Annotated in this window: 21 protein-coding genes and 2 pseudogenes; 10 read left to right on the top strand and 13 right to left on the bottom strand. The window is 70.2% G+C overall.

The window, feature by feature from the left end; all coding sequences use genetic code 11:
* Window positions 1–161: 161 nt before the first annotated feature.
* Entirely contained in the window at window positions 162–1,115 is a 954-nt protein-coding gene (locus tag ACFWU6_RS25585) for an ABC transporter substrate-binding protein (protein ID WP_383983256.1), read from the bottom strand.
* A 369-nt stretch (window positions 1,116–1,484) separates the two neighbouring features.
* Between ACFWU6_RS25585 and ACFWU6_RS25580 the strand changes: the two genes are divergently transcribed.
* Entirely contained in the window at window positions 1,485–2,924 is a 1,440-nt protein-coding gene (locus ACFWU6_RS25580; protein ID WP_383983254.1) for a pre-peptidase C-terminal domain-containing protein, read from the top strand.
* Window positions 2,925–3,054: 130 nt separating this feature from the next.
* On the opposite strand, the gene ACFWU6_RS25575 is transcribed toward ACFWU6_RS25580, so the two are convergent.
* Window positions 3,055–3,348, bottom strand: a complete 294-nt coding sequence (locus ACFWU6_RS25575) for a hypothetical protein (RefSeq protein ID WP_383983253.1) — start codon at window positions 3,346–3,348, stop codon at window positions 3,055–3,057.
* Between the two features lie 159 nt (window positions 3,349–3,507).
* On the opposite strand from ACFWU6_RS25575, the gene ACFWU6_RS25570 reads away from it, so the two are divergent.
* The 3 genes from ACFWU6_RS25570 (at window position 3,508) to ACFWU6_RS25560 (ending at window position 7,158) form a co-directional block, all read left to right on the top strand.
* Window positions 3,508–4,533 carry a BtrH N-terminal domain-containing protein gene (locus ACFWU6_RS25570; protein WP_383802760.1) on the top strand — a complete coding sequence of 342 codons (1,026 nt, stop codon included), beginning with the start codon at window positions 3,508–3,510 and terminating at the stop codon, window positions 4,531–4,533.
* A gap of 571 nt (window positions 4,534–5,104) precedes the next feature.
* Window positions 5,105–5,686: a carbonic anhydrase gene (locus ACFWU6_RS25565; RefSeq protein WP_383983252.1), complete on the top strand. Its 582-nt coding sequence runs from the start codon at window positions 5,105–5,107 to the stop codon at window positions 5,684–5,686.
* A complete protein-coding gene (locus tag ACFWU6_RS25560; protein WP_383983250.1) occupies window positions 5,683–7,158 on the top strand; it encodes a SulP family inorganic anion transporter in 1,476 nt (491 codons plus the stop codon). Before ACFWU6_RS25565 ends, ACFWU6_RS25560 begins: the two co-directional genes overlap by 4 nt.
* Window positions 7,159–7,294: 136 nt before the next feature.
* On the opposite strand, the gene ACFWU6_RS25555 is transcribed toward ACFWU6_RS25560, so the two are convergent.
* From ACFWU6_RS25555 to ACFWU6_RS25525, 7 genes are all read right to left on the bottom strand, one after another.
* Window positions 7,295–8,224, bottom strand: a complete 930-nt coding sequence (locus tag ACFWU6_RS25555) for an NAD-dependent epimerase/dehydratase family protein (RefSeq protein WP_383983248.1) — start codon at window positions 8,222–8,224, stop codon at window positions 7,295–7,297.
* Between the two features lie 247 nt (window positions 8,225–8,471).
* On the bottom strand, window positions 8,472–8,696 hold the full coding sequence (locus ACFWU6_RS25550; RefSeq protein WP_383983246.1) for a hypothetical protein: 225 nt from the start codon (window positions 8,694–8,696) through the stop codon (window positions 8,472–8,474).
* Window positions 8,697–9,050: 354 nt separating this feature from the next.
* Window positions 9,051–9,209: a carbohydrate-binding protein gene (locus ACFWU6_RS25545; protein WP_383802770.1), complete on the bottom strand. Its 159-nt coding sequence runs from the start codon at window positions 9,207–9,209 to the stop codon at window positions 9,051–9,053.
* A 160-nt stretch (window positions 9,210–9,369) separates the two neighbouring features.
* Complete coding sequence (locus tag ACFWU6_RS25540) at window positions 9,370–10,302, bottom strand: DMT family transporter (protein ID WP_383802772.1); 933 nt, start codon at window positions 10,300–10,302, stop codon at window positions 9,370–9,372.
* A 142-nt stretch (window positions 10,303–10,444) separates the two neighbouring features.
* The gene (locus ACFWU6_RS25535; RefSeq protein WP_383983244.1) at window positions 10,445–11,350 is read right to left on the bottom strand and encodes a thioesterase II family protein; all 906 of its coding nucleotides are present in this window, start codon (window positions 11,348–11,350) and stop codon (window positions 10,445–10,447) included.
* On the bottom strand, window positions 11,347–12,747 hold the full coding sequence (locus tag ACFWU6_RS25530) for an acyl-CoA synthetase (protein WP_383983242.1): 1,401 nt from the start codon (window positions 12,745–12,747) through the stop codon (window positions 11,347–11,349). The genes ACFWU6_RS25535 and ACFWU6_RS25530 overlap by 4 nt, the downstream gene beginning before the upstream one ends.
* Before the next feature lie 303 nt (window positions 12,748–13,050).
* Window positions 13,051–13,335, bottom strand: coding sequence for a hypothetical protein (locus ACFWU6_RS25525; RefSeq protein WP_383983240.1), 285 nt, complete (start codon window positions 13,333–13,335; stop codon window positions 13,051–13,053).
* A 309-nt stretch (window positions 13,336–13,644) separates the two neighbouring features.
* Between ACFWU6_RS25525 and ACFWU6_RS25520 the strand changes: the two genes are divergently transcribed.
* The 3 genes from ACFWU6_RS25520 to ACFWU6_RS25510 all read left to right on the top strand — a co-directional run bounded on the left by ACFWU6_RS25520 (window position 13,645) and on the right by ACFWU6_RS25510 (window position 15,045).
* Window positions 13,645–14,052, top strand: coding sequence for a hypothetical protein (locus ACFWU6_RS25520; protein WP_383802780.1), 408 nt, complete (start codon window positions 13,645–13,647; stop codon window positions 14,050–14,052).
* 3 nt (window positions 14,053–14,055) lie between these two features.
* Window positions 14,056–14,406: a protease inhibitor I9 family protein gene (locus tag ACFWU6_RS25515; protein WP_383983260.1), complete on the top strand. Its 351-nt coding sequence runs from the start codon at window positions 14,056–14,058 to the stop codon at window positions 14,404–14,406.
* A 126-nt stretch (window positions 14,407–14,532) separates the two neighbouring features.
* Window positions 14,533–15,045, top strand: coding sequence for a GNAT family N-acetyltransferase (locus ACFWU6_RS25510; protein ID WP_383802781.1), 513 nt, complete (start codon window positions 14,533–14,535; stop codon window positions 15,043–15,045).
* Between the two features lie 139 nt (window positions 15,046–15,184).
* On the opposite strand, the gene ACFWU6_RS25505 is transcribed toward ACFWU6_RS25510, so the two are convergent.
* Window positions 15,185–15,418: a hypothetical protein gene (locus ACFWU6_RS25505; protein ID WP_383802783.1), complete on the bottom strand. Its 234-nt coding sequence runs from the start codon at window positions 15,416–15,418 to the stop codon at window positions 15,185–15,187.
* Window positions 15,419–15,865: 447 nt separating this feature from the next.
* Between ACFWU6_RS25505 and ACFWU6_RS25500 the strand changes: the two genes are divergently transcribed.
* Window positions 15,866–16,222: an STAS domain-containing protein gene (locus tag ACFWU6_RS25500; RefSeq protein ID WP_383802785.1), complete on the top strand. Its 357-nt coding sequence runs from the start codon at window positions 15,866–15,868 to the stop codon at window positions 16,220–16,222.
* 203 nt (window positions 16,223–16,425) lie between these two features.
* On the opposite strand, the gene ACFWU6_RS25495 is transcribed toward ACFWU6_RS25500, so the two are convergent.
* Complete coding sequence (locus tag ACFWU6_RS25495; RefSeq protein ID WP_383802787.1) at window positions 16,426–16,908, bottom strand: hypothetical protein; 483 nt, start codon at window positions 16,906–16,908, stop codon at window positions 16,426–16,428.
* A 265-nt stretch (window positions 16,909–17,173) separates the two neighbouring features.
* On the opposite strand from ACFWU6_RS25495, the pseudogene ACFWU6_RS25490 reads away from it, so the two are divergent.
* Window positions 17,174–17,556: pseudogene (locus ACFWU6_RS25490) on the top strand (transposase); the annotation flags it as partial.
* A 36-nt stretch (window positions 17,557–17,592) separates the two neighbouring features.
* On the opposite strand, the gene ACFWU6_RS25485 reads toward ACFWU6_RS25490, so the two are convergent.
* Window positions 17,593–18,099, bottom strand: coding sequence for a hypothetical protein (locus ACFWU6_RS25485; RefSeq protein WP_383811618.1), 507 nt, complete (start codon window positions 18,097–18,099; stop codon window positions 17,593–17,595).
* Between the two features lie 297 nt (window positions 18,100–18,396).
* On the opposite strand from ACFWU6_RS25485, the pseudogene ACFWU6_RS25480 reads away from it, so the two are divergent.
* Window positions 18,397–18,702 (top strand): annotated as a pseudogene (locus tag ACFWU6_RS25480) (transposase); the annotation flags it as partial.
* 393 nt (window positions 18,703–19,095) lie between these two features.
* Here ACFWU6_RS25480 and ACFWU6_RS25475 read toward each other — a convergent pair.
* Complete coding sequence (locus ACFWU6_RS25475) at window positions 19,096–19,929, bottom strand: 2OG-Fe dioxygenase family protein (RefSeq protein ID WP_383983238.1); 834 nt, start codon at window positions 19,927–19,929, stop codon at window positions 19,096–19,098.
* Window positions 19,930–19,982: the final 53 nt, after the last annotated feature.

Here is a 19,982-nt window from a genome sequence, read left to right as displayed (position 1 = left end):
GTCGTTCTTGGCGAGGGAGCCGGCCGTGCCGGCGAGCGCGGCGGCGGCGGCCGCGGCGGCCGCCCAGCGTCCGTAGTGGCGGACGGGGACGACCTGCAACTCGTCGTCGGGAGTGGGATCTTGGCGGGTCGCGCCGGCGGAGGCGGTTGCGGCGGCCATGGTCAGTTCACCCCGGCGTTCTTCGTGGCCTCCTTGACGGCGATGGAGGCAACGCCGTACTTGTCGAAGATCTTGGTGACCGTGCCGTCGTCGATCAGGGCCTGCAGGGCCCGCTGGATGGCATCGCTGAGCTCGGGGAGCTTCTTGGACACGGCGATGCCGTTGGGGGAGGCTCCGTAGCCTCCTGCCGCCGCCGGGTCGTCGACGACCTCGAAGGTGTTGCCGCCGTCGGCGGTCTTCGCGGTCCAGCCCGCGGCCGGCTTCGTCTGGACCTGGGCGACGACCTTGTCCGAGCGCAGGGCGAGCTGGGCGTCGGAGTCCTTGGGGAAGGTCTGGATGTCGATGGCGGCCCTCCCCGCCTCCTTGCATGCGGTCTGGTGTGCTTTCAGGAGGTCGAGCTGGTTGGTCGCCGCCTGGACGGCGACCTTCCTGCCGCACAGGTCGGTCAGGGTCGCGATCTTCTCGGGGTTCCCCTTGACCACCATGATCCCGGAGCCGGAGACGGAGTAGTCGACGAAGTCGACGACCGCCTGCCGCTCCTTGTTGTCGGTCATCGCGGACATGGCCGCATCGAACTTCCCGGCGTGGATCGCCGGGACGATCCCGTCGAACTTCTGCGGGGCGAACGCGAACTTCACGCCCAGCTTGGCCCCCAGGGCCTGGCCGAGGTCGTAGTCGAGTCCGGTCAGCTCCGGCTCGCCCTCGCTCACGAACATCTCGAAGGGGGCGTACGGCACGTCGGTGGCCACCCTCACCGTCCCCGACTTCCTGATCGCCGCGGGGAGCGCGTCATGCAGGGCCTTGTCCTGTCCGATGGTCACTCCCGCGACGGCGAGCTGCTCCCTCGCGGCCGCGGGGGCGGGGTCGGTGGTGTCCGAGCAGGCAGTGAGCGTGACGAGCGCGGTCGTGGCAGCGAGTGACGCTGCGAGCAGGTAACGGGTCGGACGGGTGTTCATCAGGATCGAACCTCTCCGGTCTCGGGCCGACGGGAGTGTTCGCCGTCGGCTGCAGACTGGAAGTTACAGAACATGCAGATCCTTGGCTAGATGTAGCGCCCATTACATCCGGGTACGCATCCGTTTCGGACACCTACGACTCTCGCTCACGCCTCTTCTCAGGAGGTCAAGCACCCTGACCGACAGCGCGCGCGGCGAATATCGCCGTACATCTACCGTGATTCTTCCGCGGCTTGTAAGTTCCGCTACCACAGCGAAGCCGGTGGGCGGGAGAGCGTGACGCGCCCCCTCCCGTCCCGAGGCATCGCCCAGCCGTGCCCGCGTGCCGGGCTCACCCCCTCATCCCCTCCCCCACCCTCCGGAGCATCCATGGGCATCCAGTCCGGGCGGGCGAAGGCGGCCTCGGCCGTCGTCGCTCTCCTCACCCTCGTCAGCACGCTCACCGCGGCAGGTTCAGCCGAGGCGGCCGCCACCCGCATCCGCTTGGGCAGCGCCTCGGACGTCAGCCGCGCGTCCTGGCAGGGTCCCGCCTTCACCATGAACGGTGACGGCAAGATGATCCCCGCGTCCATGAGCGCCGCCATCGACGCCATCCGCGGCACTGCCGGGAGTCTTGACGTCGTCGTCATCGCCGGGTCCGCCCCGACCACCGGAAGCCCCACTCCGGAGTGTGACGCCGCCCTGGCCCTGCCCGGCGTCAACTCCTGCACGAGCTGGACCCTCACCGCGGCCTCGGACGGCGGCAACAGCCAAGTGAACGCCGACGTCCGCAACGCGGAGTTCGTGTACTTCGCGGGCGGCGACCAGTGCCGCTACGCCGCCTGGAAGGGCAGCGCACTGGAGGCGTCCGTGGAATCGGTCGTGGCCAAGGGCGGCGGGTCCGGGGGCGGCAGCGCCGGCCACCACGTCAACAGCCCGGTGGTCTACGACGCGTGCAAGGGCAGCGTCACCAGCGCCGAGGCCCTCGCGAACCCCTACGACAGCTACGTCACCTTCACCACCGGCATGTTCGACTGGCCGAACTACGGCGGAGTCATCAACGACTCGCACTTCGCCGCGCGCGATCGGATGGGCCGCACCATGGCCTTCGTGGCCCGCGCGATCAAGGACGGCCGGACCTCGGGCGGCAAGGCCTGGGGCGTCGGCGTCGAGGAAGGCAGCTCCCTGCTCCTCGACAAGAACGGAAAGGCGACCCTCTACGGCAAGGAGGCCTACGTCGTCCTCGGCGACCACCAGCCCGAGCGAGCGACCTCAGGCAAGCCCCTGAGCTTCTCCGACTACAAGATCTGGCGTCTCGGCCCGGGGCAGAGCCACGACTTCAAGAACCGGCCCGCCTGCGGCTACTACCTCCGCAGCGTCACCGACGGCGTCATCGACGCCAACCCCTACTCCGGCACCCCCCGGACCACCTGTGAAGCACCCGGCGGAACGACCCCGCTGGCCGAGACCGAGGCCAACGACACCCGCGCCACAGCCGACGACGCCACCGCCCTGGCCTACCCCGCCGCACTCACCGGCACCATGAAGTCGACCACCGACCGCGACCACTTCCGCATCTCCCTGGTGGCCGGCGAGCAGATCACCGTCCAATGCACCATCCCCGACGGGGCTTACGACGCCGACCTCTATCTCCTCGACTCCACCGGCAGCACCATCAGCAGGTCCGTGAACGACGGAGTGGGCGCAGACGAGTCCCTCACCCACACCAGGACCGCCACGGGAAGCGGCACCTACTACATCGAACTCGACGCCTACCGCGGATCGGGCAACTCGCCCTACACCTGCGCCCTTACGAAGACGAAGCCCTGACCTCTCGCGCCGAAAGAGCCACAGGCGCCGCGTAGTTCGCCGTACTCCCGAGCCGGCGGCCCGGGTGGACGGGCCCGGCGTCAGCCGGGCCCGTCGTGCGAATCGGCGGTGCGGCGGCCGTCAGCCCGTCTCAGTTGCCGATGCCGGAACTGCCGATGCCCGAGTTGCCGATGCCGTGGCTACCGATGCCCGTGTTGCCCAGGCCCGCGTTGCCCAGGCCCCAGTTGGCGACACCGGCGTTGCCGATGCCGTCGTTGGCGATGCCCGCGTTGCCGATGCCGTCGTTGGCGATGCCCGCGTTGCCTACGCCGTCGTTGCCGATGCCCGCGTTGCCTACGCCGCGCCCCGGCCCCGTGTCGTCAGCACTGGCTGCCCCGGCACCGCAGATGACCAGCAAAGCCGCGGCACCCAGCGCGGTCGTCACACGGAGAATGGTTGTGCGCATCGTCCTGTACCTCTCAGTTTGCGGATCTTTGCTCACTATCTGTAGCACGCGAATCCATCCAATATGGGGATGAATGCCCGAAAATACCGTGTCGTCTTCGCGGCGTTGCCGCATGGCGAGGGAGGAAGAATGAGCGGCATGACCATGGTGGAAGACATCGACGCCCGCGGTATGCAGCACTGTGAGACCACGGCCCTGGGCGTGCTGCTGCGACACGAGGGGCTCGACTTGTCCGAGCCCATGCTGTTCGGGCTCGGCTCCGGGCTGTCCTTCATCTACTGGGACAGCAAGAGCATGGGCTTCCCCTTCCTGGGAGGCCGGGTCAAGCCGTTCGAGCTCACCAGGCGCCTGGCCGCCGTACTCGGACTCGAGCTGCTGGTCGGGGAGACGACTTCTGAGCGAAAGGCGTGGCAGAACGTGGCGGCGCCTATCGACGCCGGTCGGCCGGTCGGCCTGCAGCTCGACAGCTACCACCTGGACTACTTCAGCACCAAGACGCACTTCGGCGGGCACGTCGTGGCCATGTACGGCTACGACGAACGGGACGCCTACCTGGTGGACACCGACCAGCAGGGTGGAGCCGTCTCGACCAGCCTCGCCGGCCTGGCCAGGGCCCGGGCCGAGCGCGGCCCCATGACCGCCAGGCACCGCTCCTTCACCCTCACGGTGCCCCGCAGCCTGACGCCGCCTCGGGACGGCATCATCCCTGCGATCAAGACCTGCGCCGAGGCCTTCCTCCGCCCGCCCATCGCGAACCTGGGCTACCGGGGCATCGAGAAGGCCGCCGAACAGGTGCCCACGTGGTTGCGGCGCAGCAACAGTCCGCAGGAGGATCTGCCACGGGCCGCCGTCCTCATGGAGCGGGCCGGCACCGGAGGCGCCCTGTTCCGCAATCTGTACCGGGACTTCCTCGCCGAGTGCGCCCAACTGATCGAGAGCAGCCACCTGCGCACCGGCCACAGGCTGTACAGCGAGGCCGCCACCCTCTGGACACAGGTGGCGGCACTCATCGGGACGGCGGGCGAATCCGGCGACGCGGAGTGCCTCGTACGGGCCGGCTCCGTCCTCCGCGAGCTCTCACGCGTCGAACGCGATGCCATGCAGGCGCTCAGCATGCTCGAGAGCCCGGTCCGAGCCCGGCCCGGAGGACGCCGGGTTTCCTGAAGGGCGGCCCCGGTCGCCGCCGCCGCACGGCACGGCGTGGCGGAGCACTCGCCGATGAAGACTCATCGAGGCTCTGTCTCGATCATTTGAACGAAATCAAGGACCGATTCACGCCAAGGAACCTCACACTTTCGGGCTCTCTTCAGCCGGACGCGCCGAGTTAACCGCGCAAACACTTCCGTCGGGCTACCGTATTCCTTGACCAATCCTTGACTCACGCTTTGTCTGTACAAGGGGTGCTGGATGTCCGGGAGGGACGGATATGGCGAGGTGTGACAGGCGGGATCGCGCTCGCGATCCTTTCCGTCGGGCAGCTCACCCTCTGCTCCCGGCGCACGCGGCGGTGTTCACACACGCGCACGGAGCCCGGCACGCTTGCGGCCGAAGACCAGTCCGGAATTGAGCCATCTGTGAGGTGCCGCGTGTCGGCACCTGGAACGGTGACGGCTGTCTCGGCGGGGCCGGCAGGCCTCCGCGCCCGCCCGCAACGCCCGGCGGCAGCCACACCCTCCTCCCCCACGCCCTGCCCGTCCGACGCGCTGTCCTGGCGCGCCAGGAGGATCGAACACGCATGCAGCCCCTCATCGACAACGCCCGCTCGTTCGGACAGCGCCCTGAGGAGTTCGCCAGACTCGCCGAAGGCCAGTCCCCCCAGGCCCTGTTCATCACGTGCTCTGACTCCCGGGTCGTACCGGCCCTGATCACCGGCGCCGCGCCCGGCCAGCTCTTCGAGCTGCGCACCGCGGGGAACATCGTCCCCCCGTACGCCTCCGAGCGCCCCACCTCCGAGGCCGCCACCATCGAGTACGCCGTGAACGTGCTCGGTGTCCAGGACATCGTCGTCTGCGGCCATTCGCACTGTGGTGCCGTCGGAGCGCTGGTGCGCGGCGACGACCTGGACCCCGTCCCCGCCGTACGGGACTGGCTCGCGTACGCCGCGAGCCGGCCGGTGTCGGCCGACCCGGACGACCCGGCGGTCGCCGCGTCCGTGCAGCACCACCTGCTCGCCCAACTGCTGCGCCTGCGTTCGTACCCCTGCGTGGAAAAGGGATTGGCCGAGGGTCGTCTACGGGTGCGCGGCTGGTACTACGAGGTGCACACCGGAGCCGTACTCGAACACCGCGCGGACACCGATACGTTCCAGGCCCTGTGAGCGGCGCGGTGAATGCTGTGATCAAGTCTCCCCATCTGAGGCAGGACTTCGCCGCCTCCCTCGTCGTCTTCCTCGTCGCTGTGCCGCTGTGCGTCGGCGTGGCCGTGGCTTCCGGTGTCCCTGCGGAACTCGGTCTGGTCACCGGCATCGTGGGTGGCATCGTCGCAGGGCTGATGCCCGGCAGCAGCCTGCAGGTGTCCGGGCCGGCCGCGGGTCTGACCGTGCTCGTCTTCGAGGCGGTCCGCCAGTTCGGGCCGGCCGCGCTCGGCGTGATCGTGCTGTTCGCCGGGCTGCTCCAGCTCCTCATGGGCGTGCTCAAGCTGGGCCGCTGGTTCCGGGCCATCTCGGTCTCGGTGGTCGAGGGCATGCTGGCCGGCATCGGGCTCGTGATCATCGCGGGCCAGTTGTACGCGGCGGCGGGGCTGAAAGCGCCTGCGTCCGGCATCGACAAGATCGCGGGGCTGCCGGAGGCGCTCGCCCGGGCGTTCGGCAGCCCCGCGGCCCTGGCCTCGCTGGGGGTGGGAGCGGCCACCATCGCGGTGCTGGTGCTGTGGCAGCGGATGCCGAAACGGGCTCGGGTGGTGCCTGGCGCGCTCGCGGCGGTGCTGCTGGCCACGCTGGCCACGCTGGCGTTCGGGCTGCCGGTGGCCACGGTAGAGGTACAGGGGCTGCTCGGTGCGATCCAACCGCCGGGGGCCGACGCCTTCGGACGCATGGCCCAACCGGCCCTCCTCGGCACCATCCTCGCGTTTGCGTTGATCGCCTCCGCCGAAAGCCTGTTCAGCGCTGCGGCCGTGGACCGGTTGCACGACGGACCGCGCACCGAGTACGACAAGGAACTCATGGCACAGGGCGCCGGCAACACCGTGTGCGGGCTGCTCGGTGCGCTGCCGATGACCGCTGTGATCGTGCGCAGCTCGGCCAACGTCCAGGCGGGCGCGAAGACCAAGGCTTCCCGCGTGCTGCACGGCGTGTGGCTGCTGCTGTTCGCGGCGCTGCTGCCGTCCGTGCTGGAGTTGATACCGCTGCCCGCCCTCGCCGGCGTCCTCGTGCACGCGGGTTGGAAGTTGATCCCGTTCCGGCAGGTCGTGCCGCTGTGGACGACGGACCGCGGTGAGGCCGTGATCCTCGTGGTCACGGCCGTGATGATCGTCGCGGTGAACATGTTCGAAGGCGTGCTCATCGGTCTGGCGCTGTCGGTCGCCAAGACGGCTTGGCAGGCCTCGCACGTCAAGCTGGAGGTCATCGACGAGGGTGTCGGCTCAGTCAAGGCGAATCTGTCCGGCAACGCGACCTTCCTGCGGCTACCCAAGATCCTCGACAGCCTGGAGGCGCTGCCTCAGAACCGCCCCGTGGAGCTGAACCTCTCTGGACTGCACCACGTCGACCACGCCTGCCGCACGGCGCTGCAGAACTGGGCCGAGCGGCACAGCGCGGCCGACACGGAGCCGGTGAGGGTCACGGCGCCGTAGGCGCACGCCCCGCCGCCCAGCGCAGCTCTCGGGCCGACCGCCTCGGAGGAACGTCGGGTTCGGCGTTTCACGGCGGTAGCCCGGGACGCCGCCCCCGCCGGCCGCCATGAGCTGATACCCACCATCACGTCGAGGGCTACCGCCCGCACTGCGCGCGGTACCAGTCCCCGTATCGGCCGAACTCCTCGACGAACCCCCGCCCCGGCGACGCCGACACCAGATCCCACAACCGGCTGCTGTCGTACCAGTGGTCCACCGCGAGGAACGACAACCGCCGGCGCAACACCGGATCCAAACCGTCCGGACCCGCCAAGAACGCCAACGCCCCCTCCAGATCCACCTCCCCCGCCGGCAGCGCCAACCCCAGCTCACCCGCCACCGTCTCCACCAACTCGCGCCCCGACACCGGCACCGGATGCCCCGCGTGCCACACCCCCGCCTCCGCCTCCCCACACACCGCGAGCTCCGCCAACGCCCCCGCCAGCGCGTCCACCGACACCATCGACATCCGCGCCCGCCCCCCGTCCACCCAGAACGGCAACCGCCCCAACAACTCCACCAACGACGGAACGACCCACCGATCCCCCCGCCCGTACACCAGATGGGGACGTAACACCGTCCCGCCCGCCGCCAAGACCAACCGCTCCCCCGCAAGCCGCGTCACACTCACCACCGACTCCGGCCCCTCAGCCAACTCCCCCTCCACAGCGCCCTGATGCACCCCGTCCCGATACACCGCAGCCGTCCCCAGCTGCACCACCCGAGCCACCCCACACCGCTCCGCCTCCGCCAACAACGCGGCCGTCCCGTACTCGTTCACCGCCCGGCACTCCTCCAGCGACCCGCTCACCCGCGCAGCCAGGTGCAACACCGCCCCCACCCCCTCACACACCCCGCGTAGCGACTCAGGCCGCGCCAGATCCCCCCGCACGCCCTCAACACCCGTCGGCACCTGCCCCCGGTGCACGACCGCCCGAACCCCCACACCCCCCCGGACCAACCGCTCCACCACGGGCCCGCCCACAAACCCGGCCGCCCCCACCACCAGAACCAGCCCAGTGCTCATCACCCACCCACCCCACCACAACACACCCCCAGCCCGCCCCCACACCCGCCAACCCCACCCCGGGACGAACCGCACGAACCACCACACCCCCGACACCGGCACAGCACGGATCGGCGCCCCACTGCACGGACCTGCGCCGGACACACAACCGCCCCGCACCGAAAGACACCGGGCGGGGCAGGGCAGGGCAGGGCAGGGCAGGGCAGGGCAGAAGACTACGGAAACCACGCGCAGACGGCGGTAAGGATCAGTGGATGACGCTGAAACTGCGCCACGGACGACTCGCCGGAGCCGTCAGGTCCGACAACGTGGTGGCCACATACACACCGTCGTCCCCGTCCACCTTCTTGCAGTTCGCCGTCCGGTACAACACCACGTCCACCCGTGTGTTGTTCTCCACGTGCGTAGCACCGCGCGGGATGTCGATCCGGTGACACCCCTTGACCAACGTGTTGGAGTACGACACCTCCACCGGCGAATCGTGACCCCTGAAGCTCAACATGCCCACCGTGCTCCGCCCCAGACCCGAGCATGCCGAAGCGGCGAACAACACCGCCACCACTCCCGCCGACACACCCACAGCACCACCACGGCGACGAGGGCCACGACCAAGACCACGACCACAGAACATGACACGGACCCCATCCAGACGGTGCCGACAGGCCATGCCCGCATCCTCCCCCGCCACCACCCAAGCGGCACCTCCAGCGCGGCCAACCGGATGGACGCCCACCACCCTGGGGTAGCCGGACGGCGCCTACGGCGTCCGAGGGGCGCCGGCGGACAAGCCGGACGGGGTACGCGCCGCGGGCGGCGTCCGCCGCTGTCAGACCGCGTGCTGCCAGAGCTTGACGGCGGTTTTCGGGTTGCTCGCGGAGTTCGACTTGTGCGCCGCCAGACAGCGGTACTGGCGGCCCAGATGGACGACCCGGTCGCCCTGGCCGTACTGCCGGTTGACTTTCCATTCCGAGAATCCCGCTGCCATGTGCATGTCCCTTTCGCCACCGCCGGCCCATCGCCGGCCCGTCCGATCTTCGCACGGCACGACGGAGCCGACCGACACGCCCGGAAGGCAGCCGGGGGCCAGGGGCGGCAGGAGAAGGGCGAGGGAGAAGGGCGGGGGGGAGACGGGCGTGGGCAGGGCCCTACGCGCTCGTCCGGGGATCCCGGACCGCGTCGACCGGAGCCGGGCGCGCGGGGCGGCGGCGGGAGACGGCCACTCCGGCCAGGCAGATCGCACCGCCCAGCAGGGTCAGCCAGCCGGGGATCTCGTCCAGGGCGATCCAGGCGATCAGCACCACGACGGCCGGCACCGCGTACGTCGTCGCGCCCATCTTCCCCGCGGTCGTACGGGAGAGGGCGTAGGACCACGTCGTGAAGGCCAGGGCCGTGGGGAAGAGGCCCAGGTACACCATGTTGAGCGTGGCCGTGAGCGGGGCATCGGGCAGCTGGGTCACCAGCTGGCCCGCGAAGGGAAGGGTGGCCGCGGTACCGACGAAGCAGCCGTAGGCGGTCACCTGGAGCGGGCTCGCGTACCTCAGCGCGGGCTTCTGCGACACGACACCCGCACCGTAGGTGAGGGCCGCGATCAGGCAGAGCACGACTCCGAGCACGGAGGAGGAGCCCCCGCGGGAGGTGGAGAAGCCCACCACCACGGCGCCCGCGAAGGAGACGGCCATGCCCGCCAGCAACATCCGCGGGAAGCCCTCCTTCAACAGCCAGCCACTCAGCAGAGCGATCACGAGGGGGCCGATGTTCACGATCATCGCTGCCGTACCCGCGTCCACCTCCTGCTCGCCCCAGTTCAGCGCCACCATGTACAGGCCGAACCAGAGCACACCGGACAGCGCGATGCCGGGCCACGCCCCCCGCGGCGGCAGCGGGACCTGCTTGACGACGACCACCAGGCCCAGGGCGAGCGACGCCGTCGCGAGCCGTCCCAGAGCCAGCGCTCCCGGCCCGAAATGTGCCGCCGACACGCGAATCGAGACGAACGCGGAAGCCCACAGCACGACCGTCACCAGAGCTGCCGCCACGGCGCGGTGATCGGTCCGGACATCGTCAACCCTATGATCCATGTGCGCCAACCTACCGACCTCTTTCCCGAACCCCTACACCCTTTCTACGGGGCCGGGGCCGGGGCCGGCGCCGGGGCCGGGACCGCGCACGGCGCCCGCGGGGCGGCGCATGGCCTCCCGCGGCTCCAGCGGTGTCGCCGGGCTACCGGCCCGGGACGGACCCGGCGCACGCGCCGAAGGCCACCATGTCCTCGGCGATGGCCCGGACCACCGCATCCGCATGGTCCACCAGGTAGAAGTGGCCCCCGGGGAATCCGCGACAGGTGAAGGCCTCCGCGGTCAGGTCCCGCCAGGCCATCGATTCGGCCACCCCGGCCCGCGGGTCCTGCTCGCCGCAGAGCACGCTCACCGGGACGCGGAGGGCGGGCCCTGGCTCGTACCGGTAGCTCTCCACCGCCCGGTAGTCCCCGCGCAGTGACGGCAGGATCAGCTCGCGGAAGTCCTCGTCGGCGAGGAGCAGCGGGTCGGTGCCCGCCAGGGCACCGAGGTGGGCGAGCAGTTCCTCGTCGTCGCGCGGGTACGCCTCGTCCTCCCGGTGGATGAGCGGGGAAGGCCTTCCGGAGACGATCAGTCCGCGCAACACGTCGGATCCGTCCTCCGGTCCGCCGGCCTGCATCCGGCGTGCCAGTTCGAAGGCGATCATCGCGCCCATGCTGTGCCCGAAGAGCACCAGAGGCCTGTCCAGCCAGGGCCGGAGGGCTTGGTGCACGCCCTCCACCATGGCCTCCAGACTGCCCGGCACCGGTTCGGCGAACCGGTCCTGGCGGCCCGGGTACTGCACCGTCAGCACCTCGGCGTACGAGGCCAGGTCCCGGGAGAAGGGGAAGTAGAAGGAGGCGTTGCCGGCGGCGTGCGGGAGCAGCACCAGCCTCGGGGCCGGCCCCGGCGGGGCGGGGTGGAAGCGGCGGATGCACGGATCGGCCCCGGGGCCCGGGGCGCGGTTGCCCGCGGTGGCCTGGCCCGAGACGTGCTGGCCCGGGACGTGCTGGCCTGGGACGTGCTGGCCCGGGACGTGCTGGCCCGGGACGCCGGTGTGCGCGGCGGTCATGTCCGCTCCTCGAACTCGTCCGTCAGCAGCCGCTTCTTCTGCGGCTTGCCCATGGCGTTGCGCGGTACGGCGGTGATGAACCGGACCTCGCGCGGCCGTTTGTGTACCGACAGGTGCGCCGCGACGAAGTCGGTGAGCTCGGCCCCCGTGACCCCCTCGGCGACGACGAAGGCCACGAGCCGCTGGCCCAGATCCGGGTCCGGGACGCCGACCACGGCGGCCTCGCTCACCCGGGGGTGGTCGAGCAGCGCGTTCTCGACCTCGCCCGCGCCGATCCGGTAGCCGCCGGACTTGATCATGTCGGTGGAGGCGCGGCCCACGATCCGGTGGACGCCGTCGGCTTCGTCGAGGGCCGCGATGTCACCCGTACGGAACCACCCGTCGTCGGTGTAGGCGGCAGCGGTGGCTTCGGGACGGCCCAGGTATCCGGTGAACAACGTGGGCCCCGTCAGCTGCAGTTCACCGATCTCGGCGCCCGGCTCGGCCGCGATGCGGGTACGGATGCCCGGCAGCGGGGTGCCGACCGTGCCCGGGCGGACCTCGCCTCCCGCGCGACCGCTGACGGTGATCAGCGTCTCGGTCATCCCGTACCGCTCCACGGGCCGGTGGCCGGTGAGGGCTTCGAGGTCCCGGAAGACGGGGGCGGGCAGGGCCGCGCTGCCGGACACCAGCAGCCGGGCCCCGGCGAGGGCGGCGGCCGCTTCCGGCGCGGCGGCGATGCGCGACCACACGGTCGGAACTCCGAAGTACAGGCTGCCGCCCGCCGCCGCGTAGGCCTCGGGGGTGGGGCGGCCGGTGTGCACCAGGCGGCTGCCGGTACGCAGGGCACCGAGCACGCCGAGGACCAGGCCGTGCACGTGGAACAGCGGCAGGCCGTGGACCAGGGTGTCCTCGGCGCTCCACTGCCAGACCCCGGCGAGCGCGTCCAGGTCGGCGGTGATGGCGGCGGCGGTCAGGACCACACCCTTGGGCGGTCCGGTGGTGCCCGAGGTGTACAGGATCAGAGCCGGGTCCTCGGACGCGTACGCAGACGTGGACGCGTCCCCGGTCGCGGAGGCGAAGGCGGGGGCCGTCGAGCCGGCGGCGAGGGTGGCGTGCTTGCGGGCGAGGTCGACCTCGATCCGGGTCGCCCCGGAGTCGCGCAGGATGTGCTCGCGCTCGGCGGGACCGGCGTCGGGCGGCAGCGGCACACAGGGCACCCTCGCCAGCAGGGCGCCCACCACGGCAGCGACGGTCTCCAGCGACGCCGTGGCGGTAACGGCGACGGCCCGGGTTCCGGCGATGTCGGCGGCCACCGCACGGGCGGCGCCGAGGAGTTCCTCGTAGGAGGCACTGCGCCCGGCGACGGTGACGGCGTCCGCGCGGTCCCCGTAGGCACCGGTGAGGGCGGTCAACATGGCGGCGACTCCCGTGGCGAGACGGCGGTGGTTACAGGCCCTCACCCTACGGGGAGAGCATGGCCGCCCGTCCCGCGCACCCGTGCATGTGGGGAGGCCCGGGCGCCGCTCGCTCACCCTCCCGCCTCCGGCCCGTGCGGTCACCTCGGGATCCCGTTGGCCGGGTCCGTGCTGTGAGCGCGACGGCCCGTCCGCACGAGAAACCCCCCTTCGTCAGCCCGAAACCCCGCCGGGGGCGGTATCCCTCCGGGAGCGGTGATCTCGCCCGAGAGCGGTGATCCCCCCCTGCGGCGGGGGCTCCCGTCACGGGGCGGTGCGCCAGCTCGGACGGGTGGCGGCGGCCCGCGACGTGGCGGCTCTGCGCCGGCCGGCCGCGGGCGACCAGCGGGCCGCAATCTCACGCTCCACGTCCTCTTCCTCGCGTATGTCGCGTACGGCTTCGGGCAGGCGCGCGACCATGGCTGCCGACAGCGCCACGGCGACCGCGGCGACCTCCTCGGGCACCGGCGAGCCGCTGGTGATGCGCCAGGTCAGTGGGGACGGCTCCCCCGCCGTCTCCTGGGCCGGAGCCCGCGCCCGCGTCATCATCGGTTCCTCCACCCCGGGGGACGGCCGCCCCGCGCCGAAGGGCGCGAACGGGGCGGACAGGCCCGCCCGGCCGCCCCCGTAGGGCCACCGGGCCGGTCCACCCATTGTGCTCCCCGGCCCCTTCGGTTGCTCGGCCGACGGCCGGGCAACCGGGCGCGGGCACGCCCCGGCACGACGCCGTCCGGTTCGCGCGGCCGCGATCGACACGCCGGGACGGGCGGGGGACGATGGGAAGGACAGACGCAATTCGGCCCGGGCGCCCGCCTCCCGTGGGCCGGCGGCCGGACTCCCTTCCGGGAGGAACACACGATGAACCGACGCCTGCGTTTCGCTGTCTTCACTCCGCTGGTGGCCGCCTCGTTCGCCGCCGCCCCGATCGCCTTGGGAGCGGGCCCTGCGGCCGCCGCACCGACTGCCACCTGCTCCATCTCCGGCGTCTTCCCCGACGGAACCGTTCACCTCTCCGGTGGTGGCTTCACCCCGGGGACCGCCTTCCTCTCCTCACCGACGGCCGGAGGCGGGTCCTTCACCATCGCTGCCAACGGCGGCTTCCAGATGCTGAACGTGGAGAACGCCAAGTACACCGTGACCCAGAGCAACCAGCACACCCAGTGCAGCGGCTTCAAGGGAACGGACCAGGACGCCCAGCAGGACGAGGACCGGAACACCGACCAAAACACCGACCAGAACACCGACCAGAACATGCAGGACGACTAACGCCTGTCCTTCCGACCGTGGGATGACCGCGCGCACGGGGGTCGAGTCGAGCTCGGGATCAGTCATCGCCCGGACACGTCCTGGTCGACCGTCGATGCGGGCGGGACGAGACTCAAGGCCGGGTGCCGTGCGGCCGAAGGAGCAGGGAGCGGAGAGCACCCGCTCCGCCGCCCGCCACCTTCGTCCCTCTCCGTAGAGGATGCGCACTTCGTCTACCGTGACGCGGTACGCGGCTTCGCCGCCGAGCTGGACGGGGGGCAGCTGGAAGCCGTACGGGCGCACCCGGAGGTGACCGGTGTCGAACGGGACGCCGAAGCCGTCGGAGCGCTCGTGGAGCCGGTGTCGGTTGCATGAGGGGTGACGGTCGCGCAGCGTTCGTCACCGTGCGCCCGCGCTAGCCAGCAGCGGCTTGCGCGGGTGGTCGTCCCGGTCGGCGCCCCTGCCAGTTCAGCGTGCGGGGAGCGTAGTTACCCTGTCGTCATGTCTGAAGCGCCACCCCTACGACCTGCGGCTCCCGCCCTGCGGCTGGAACCCGTCACCTCACGGAACTTCGGCGCCGTGTGTGCCGTGCAGGTGCGCCCCGATCAGCACCACCTAGTGTCTCCGGTGGTGAAATCGCTGGCGGAGGCCTACGTACACGGCGAGGCCGCCTGGCCGCGGGCCGTCGTCGACGGCGGCGAGGTCGTCGGCTTCGTCATGGCCTTCCTCGACTTCCCCTGGGACCCCGACCGGGATCCGGGCGACGTGCGCTCGGGTATCTGGCGGCTCAACATAGGCGCCCGCCAACAGGGCAAGGGATACGGCCGCTTCGCGGTCGAAGCGGCTGTCGAGGAGATCCGCCGCCGCGGCGCGGACCGGGCGTACGTCTGCTGGGACACGGGCCGGCACAGCCCCGAACCGTTCTATCTCGGGCTGGGCTTCGAGCCCACCGGTGAGTTCAGCGGCGACCAGCGGGTGGGCGTCCGCCGGCTCGGCGGGCCCTCGTCCCGCTGAGGGCCAGGCCGCACCGGCGGTACAAGACGTCGGTCCGCTGACTTCGGTCCGCTGACTTCGGTCCGCTCGGCGCTCTCCCGCTCAGACCCCGCGGGATGTGTGCGGTCCGTCCGTGTACCCGGGGCCCGGGGAGGGGCACTTACGTCCGCTCCTCCTCGACCTGCGGCGATCCGGCGGTCGCGGGCCGGGCCCTGCCCGGATTGGCCCTGCTCACGCGTTCCGAGTCGGCCGGCGGCGCCGTCGACCCCGTACCCACCCGTGAGGGCGCTCCCGGGTCCCGTCCGTGGTCATCGGCGGTACCACCCTGGTGCTGGAGGCGGGGGGCCGGGGCCTCCGTGTCCTTGCCGCTGGGGTCTGGTTCGGTGGCGGACATGATCCTCTCCTTCCACAAGCGGTATGAGCGGTACGAGCGGTACGAGCGGCATCTGATGGGGTTCCGTGGCGCGCCGCGCTCCTCCCGCACAGCAAGTCTCCCACCTGCCTGTTCGGGGGTGCTAGGGGCGCAGGGAAGGGCCCCTCGGTCAGGGCGCCCGGGCCGCCCGCCGAACACTCCGGCCGCCCTTTCCATCTTGGATACGCGAGAAACCATAGCGAAGCCAGTGTCCAATCTCTACTCCGCCTGAGGTAGATTTCTACTCGTTCTGCGATGAGGTAATCGACCCCCACCCGCCCACATCGCGCTGTCATGACCCACGCACCGCCCGACGGGGCGGCCGCAGCGACAACCACGACCACGGGGCACCTGACCCCCCTCCGGAAACACCGACCGCAACAGCGGGCTGCCGCGGTGCACGCCCGTCGATCCAAGGAGCGATCCCGCATGACCGAACAGCCCGCCTCTCAGGCCGGCGGTGGGGACATCACCGTGGATGTCCTGGACCACTCCGTCGTGGTCCGCCCTGTCGGGGAGATCGACATCGAGTCGGTCTCCTCCCTGCGCCTCGCCCTCAGCACGGCCGCCACCCACTCCGCACCGGACCGGCCCGTGGTGATCGACTGCTCGCGGTTGACCTTCTGCGACTCCTCGGGGCTCAACGCCCTGCTGACCGCCCGCCGCACTGCGCAGGAGGCGGACACCGTCATCCGGTTGGCGTCGCCCAACCACCAGCTCCAGCGCCTGTTGGAGATGACGGGCACCCTGACCCTCTTCGCCGTGGATCTGGAGCCGACCGCCTGACTGACCGGCCCCCCGGAACGGACCGGGTGCGGCATCGGGTTCACGGCCTACCCGGAGATCCCAGTCATCGATCGTCTCGCGCATCGGTGGGACTTCAGGCGGAGGAACGGACAACGGCCCCCGGGCCCGTCCGGCATTGCCGCGAGGAGCCCGCTGACGGGGGAAAACGGTGCCGCCGCCCGCTGGGGGGACTCTCCTGTCGGCTAGTTGTAGTAGCCGTCGACGTAGATGGATACCTTGTCGCTGGTCTCGCGATAACCGGCGAGGGAGGAATTCCAGTAATCGACCGTGGACTGGGCTGACCACCACGCTCCATAGGTCTGATTGACCACATTCGAGGCAGTGGTGCACTTGAAGGAGTCGCCGCTCTTCATCCACTTCATCACGACGCAGGTCCAGCCGCCGTAACCTACTCCAGAGCTACCCGGGCCGTAGGTAAGCGAGATGTCGCGCACATAGTGCTGCACATTCGGGTTCGCGTTGGTCATGTACACAGTTACTTGGCCGTTTGCCTGATTCATCAGCCCGTGACCACAGGTCTGCATGGAGAGACCGGGCGTCGAACTGGAGACCGCTTTCGTAAGACACAGGGAAGAGCCGGCCTGGGCAGGGCTGGAAATTCCGACGACAGCCACCGCAGTTGCTCCCGAAACTGCAAGGGAGGCGATGCTCTTCTCGAAGCGCATGAAGATCCCCTGACCGTGAGTGCCATGCACGATGATGACAACGGATGCACGGTACCCAAGTGACGGTGGGCACACCATAGTGCCCACCTCCCCCGCATCAACGGGTTTCCTCCGCCCACGCCCACCCGCGAGGGCGACAGGTTGATCACGGAAGGTCTCGATCACCGTGGCTAAGAGGTCGTTTCATCTGGACTATCTGTATATTGGCCGCTTTCTAGAGTGCGGAATGGCGGTACAGAAGAGATGGGAGCGGTACGCCGGAAACATGCCGAAGCGACGCCCGTATCCGAGTGATCTGTCCGATGCCCGCTGGGAGTTGATCGAGCCGGTCCTTGCGGCCTGGCGCTTCGAGCGCCGGGGCCGGGCCCTGGGCTTCGGCCGGCCGGCCGGCCGGCCGAGCATGACCTGCGCGACATCATGGACGCGATCTTGTACGTGGACCGGACCGGGGTCCAGTGGCGCTACCTCCCGCATGACTTCCCGCACTGGAACACCGTCTACGGCTACTTCGCGAAGTGGCAGCAGGAAGGCGTGTTCGCCCAGCTCAACGGTCTGCTCAGGCAACTCCTACGGGAGAAAGAAGGACGGGACGCAGAGCTGTCGGCCTGTGTGATCGATGCCCAAAGCGTCAAGACCTCCACCAGCGTCCGTCACGAATTGAGCGGCAGGCTCGGTGTTCCCGGATCAGGCGCGGAGCAGTGAGGCGTGGATGCGGGCGATGGCCCGCAGCACCTCGTCGCGGTTCTTGGCCTGCTGCATCCATGCGGGCAGGCGGGCCACCACAGTCATCTTCCGGCCGTGGTCGTGCCAGGGAATCCCTTCACGCAGCGGCGCCCGCACGAATCGCCTGACCAGGTCAAGGTGTTCCAGATCGTAGGCCCATACCCACCCGTGCCGGGTTTCGGTCTGCAGCCACAGACGGACGCCGAAATACGGGTCCGTGGCCGGCTCGTCCCGGTCCCGGTGCAGGGCCACACCTCCACGGCTCCGTTCCTTCGCCGTCCCGCAGTTCCGGCAGACGAGACGTCTTGGTGCAAAGAGGTACGGATCGTGCCCCCCGGCCGGCTCCGGTCCTGCCACGACGTGAGCGATCTTCTCGCAGCCGGGACAGCACACGAGGACCGACGCGAGGAAGTCGTACTTCGTGCTGCGTGGGTCCCGGAACCGATGGTGTGTGGAGATCGAGCTCATCAGACCAGTATGCGAGCCAAGCGCCGAAGACTCCTACGGGATAAATCTCAAGCTAAAGGGCTGTCCCGTAACTGTCAGGAGAGGCAAGTGAACGGGCTCAGACTCCCTTGTGGTCTGCTGTTGGCCCAGCGACGGATGTGCGGGTCGGGAAGGGCCCGGCAGGAGTACCAGCAGGTCGTGGACCAGCTCTGTTCCTTCGCGAGCGAGTGCGCTGAACTCTTTGCCAGAACGGAAACCAGGCACTGAGCCTTCCGACCTGACGGCTGGACGCCGACAGCTGATGCGATGTGAGATCGGATCGAGCCGCTGATGCCGGCCGATCCGGTCCGCGGTCGGCGACGGGCCGATCAGCGCCGAACCCTCGAGGCCATCGCGTGGAAGTACCGCACATGCTCGCCCTGGCGGGGCCTGCCCGCAGAGCTCGGCTCGTTCCGGACCGGCCACACACGGTTGAGCAGATGGGCCACGGACGGCACCTGGGAACGCATCCTTGCCGCGGTCCTGGCAGTGGCCGACGCCGGTGACGGCGTCGGCTGGACCGTGTCGGTGGACTCCACCTTCTGCCGAGCCCACCAGCACGCCGCCGGTGCCAGGAAGAAGGGGCTCTCCAGGCCGGGCCGAACCCTGGAGGCCGGGGGCGCGGGCAGGCAGTGTTCTGTCCGCACCGGAGAAGCCGGAGCGCTCGACCTCAGTGTGCGCAAGGTGGGGGACCGCGGCACGATGACCCTCTGCACCGAGGGTGTCGAAGACCCCGACCGCGTCGCCGTCAACCGCGAGGTCCTGCTGGACGCGCTGACCGCCGGGGCGGCACCGACTGGTTCTGGAGCTCGGCACCCCCAAAGCGCCGATCGCGGTCTGCCGACCCGACGACGAGGGCTCCTTCTCGATCCTGATGCCGGTCCGTCTGGAGGACTGCCGGTACGTTCACCGTGGTCCGGCCGGCCGAGTGGCGGGGGGGATGTCGGGTCCGGGTCCAGGTCCGTGTCCGTGTCGGTGTCACAGCTGGGGGACGTAGGGGGCGAGGCCGACGATGAGGATGGAGCGTTCGCCCGGCCCTGGCTCGGAGCCCGCCCGGACCGGGCCGACGTAATGGCTGACCCGGTGATCGTGAACGGCGTAGCCCTCCAGTGGGTGGGTCAGGGTGAAACGGGCGTGGATGTCCGCCCAGGGGTCCTCGGGCTGGAGGCCCGCGCTGTCCGGGGTGGCGATGACGTTCTGCCCTCCGGTGACGTTGGCACGGCTGATCAGGTGGGCGAAGGTGAACGTGCCGGCTGAGCCTCCGTCCTGGTGAAGGCAGTTCGGGGAGGAAACGGCGTCCTGACCGGGATGGTCGACGCGGAGTTTGATGAAGTGGACACCAGCCCACAGCGGCCGTCTTCCCAGGTTCGCCAGGGACAGGACCTGTTCGATGTCCCAGCGCAGGAGTCGCAGCAGCAGAGGGTTGCCCAGCAGCGTCTCGGGGACGCCGGGGAGGGCGCGCCGCGTCGGCGGGTGCTCGGGTTCGTTCTGGCCGACGGCGAAGTCGGTGACCGTACCGTGCACGGGGTCGGGGGTTCCGGGAATCCAGGACAGTTCGTCCTTCCACGGGAGGTACACGGCATGGGAGTACCGGCGGAACCGATTCGTTCCCGGAGCGTACGGGTCGGGCGGCAGATCCGCGAAGGCCTCCCGCATCCCGGCCAAGTCCCTCGCGGCGGCGGAGCCGAGCGGGGTGATACCGAGCTGCTCAGCGCCGTAGCGGGCGAACCCGCGCTCGCGCAGGCCCGCCAGGCCGTCACCCGGACCTCCCGCATCGGAGTTCGACCGCACCTCGGGCTCAGCCTTTTCCACGTGTTCCTCCCACAGGTCACCACCAGGGCCATCGCCCCGGCGGCCCGTGCCGA

Source organism: Streptomyces sp. NPDC058674, assembly GCF_042716505.1.
Lineage (GTDB): Bacteria > Actinomycetota > Actinomycetes > Streptomycetales > Streptomycetaceae > Streptomyces.
Note: the sequence above shows the minus strand (reverse complement) of the source record. Positions and strands in the feature narration are given on the sequence as shown.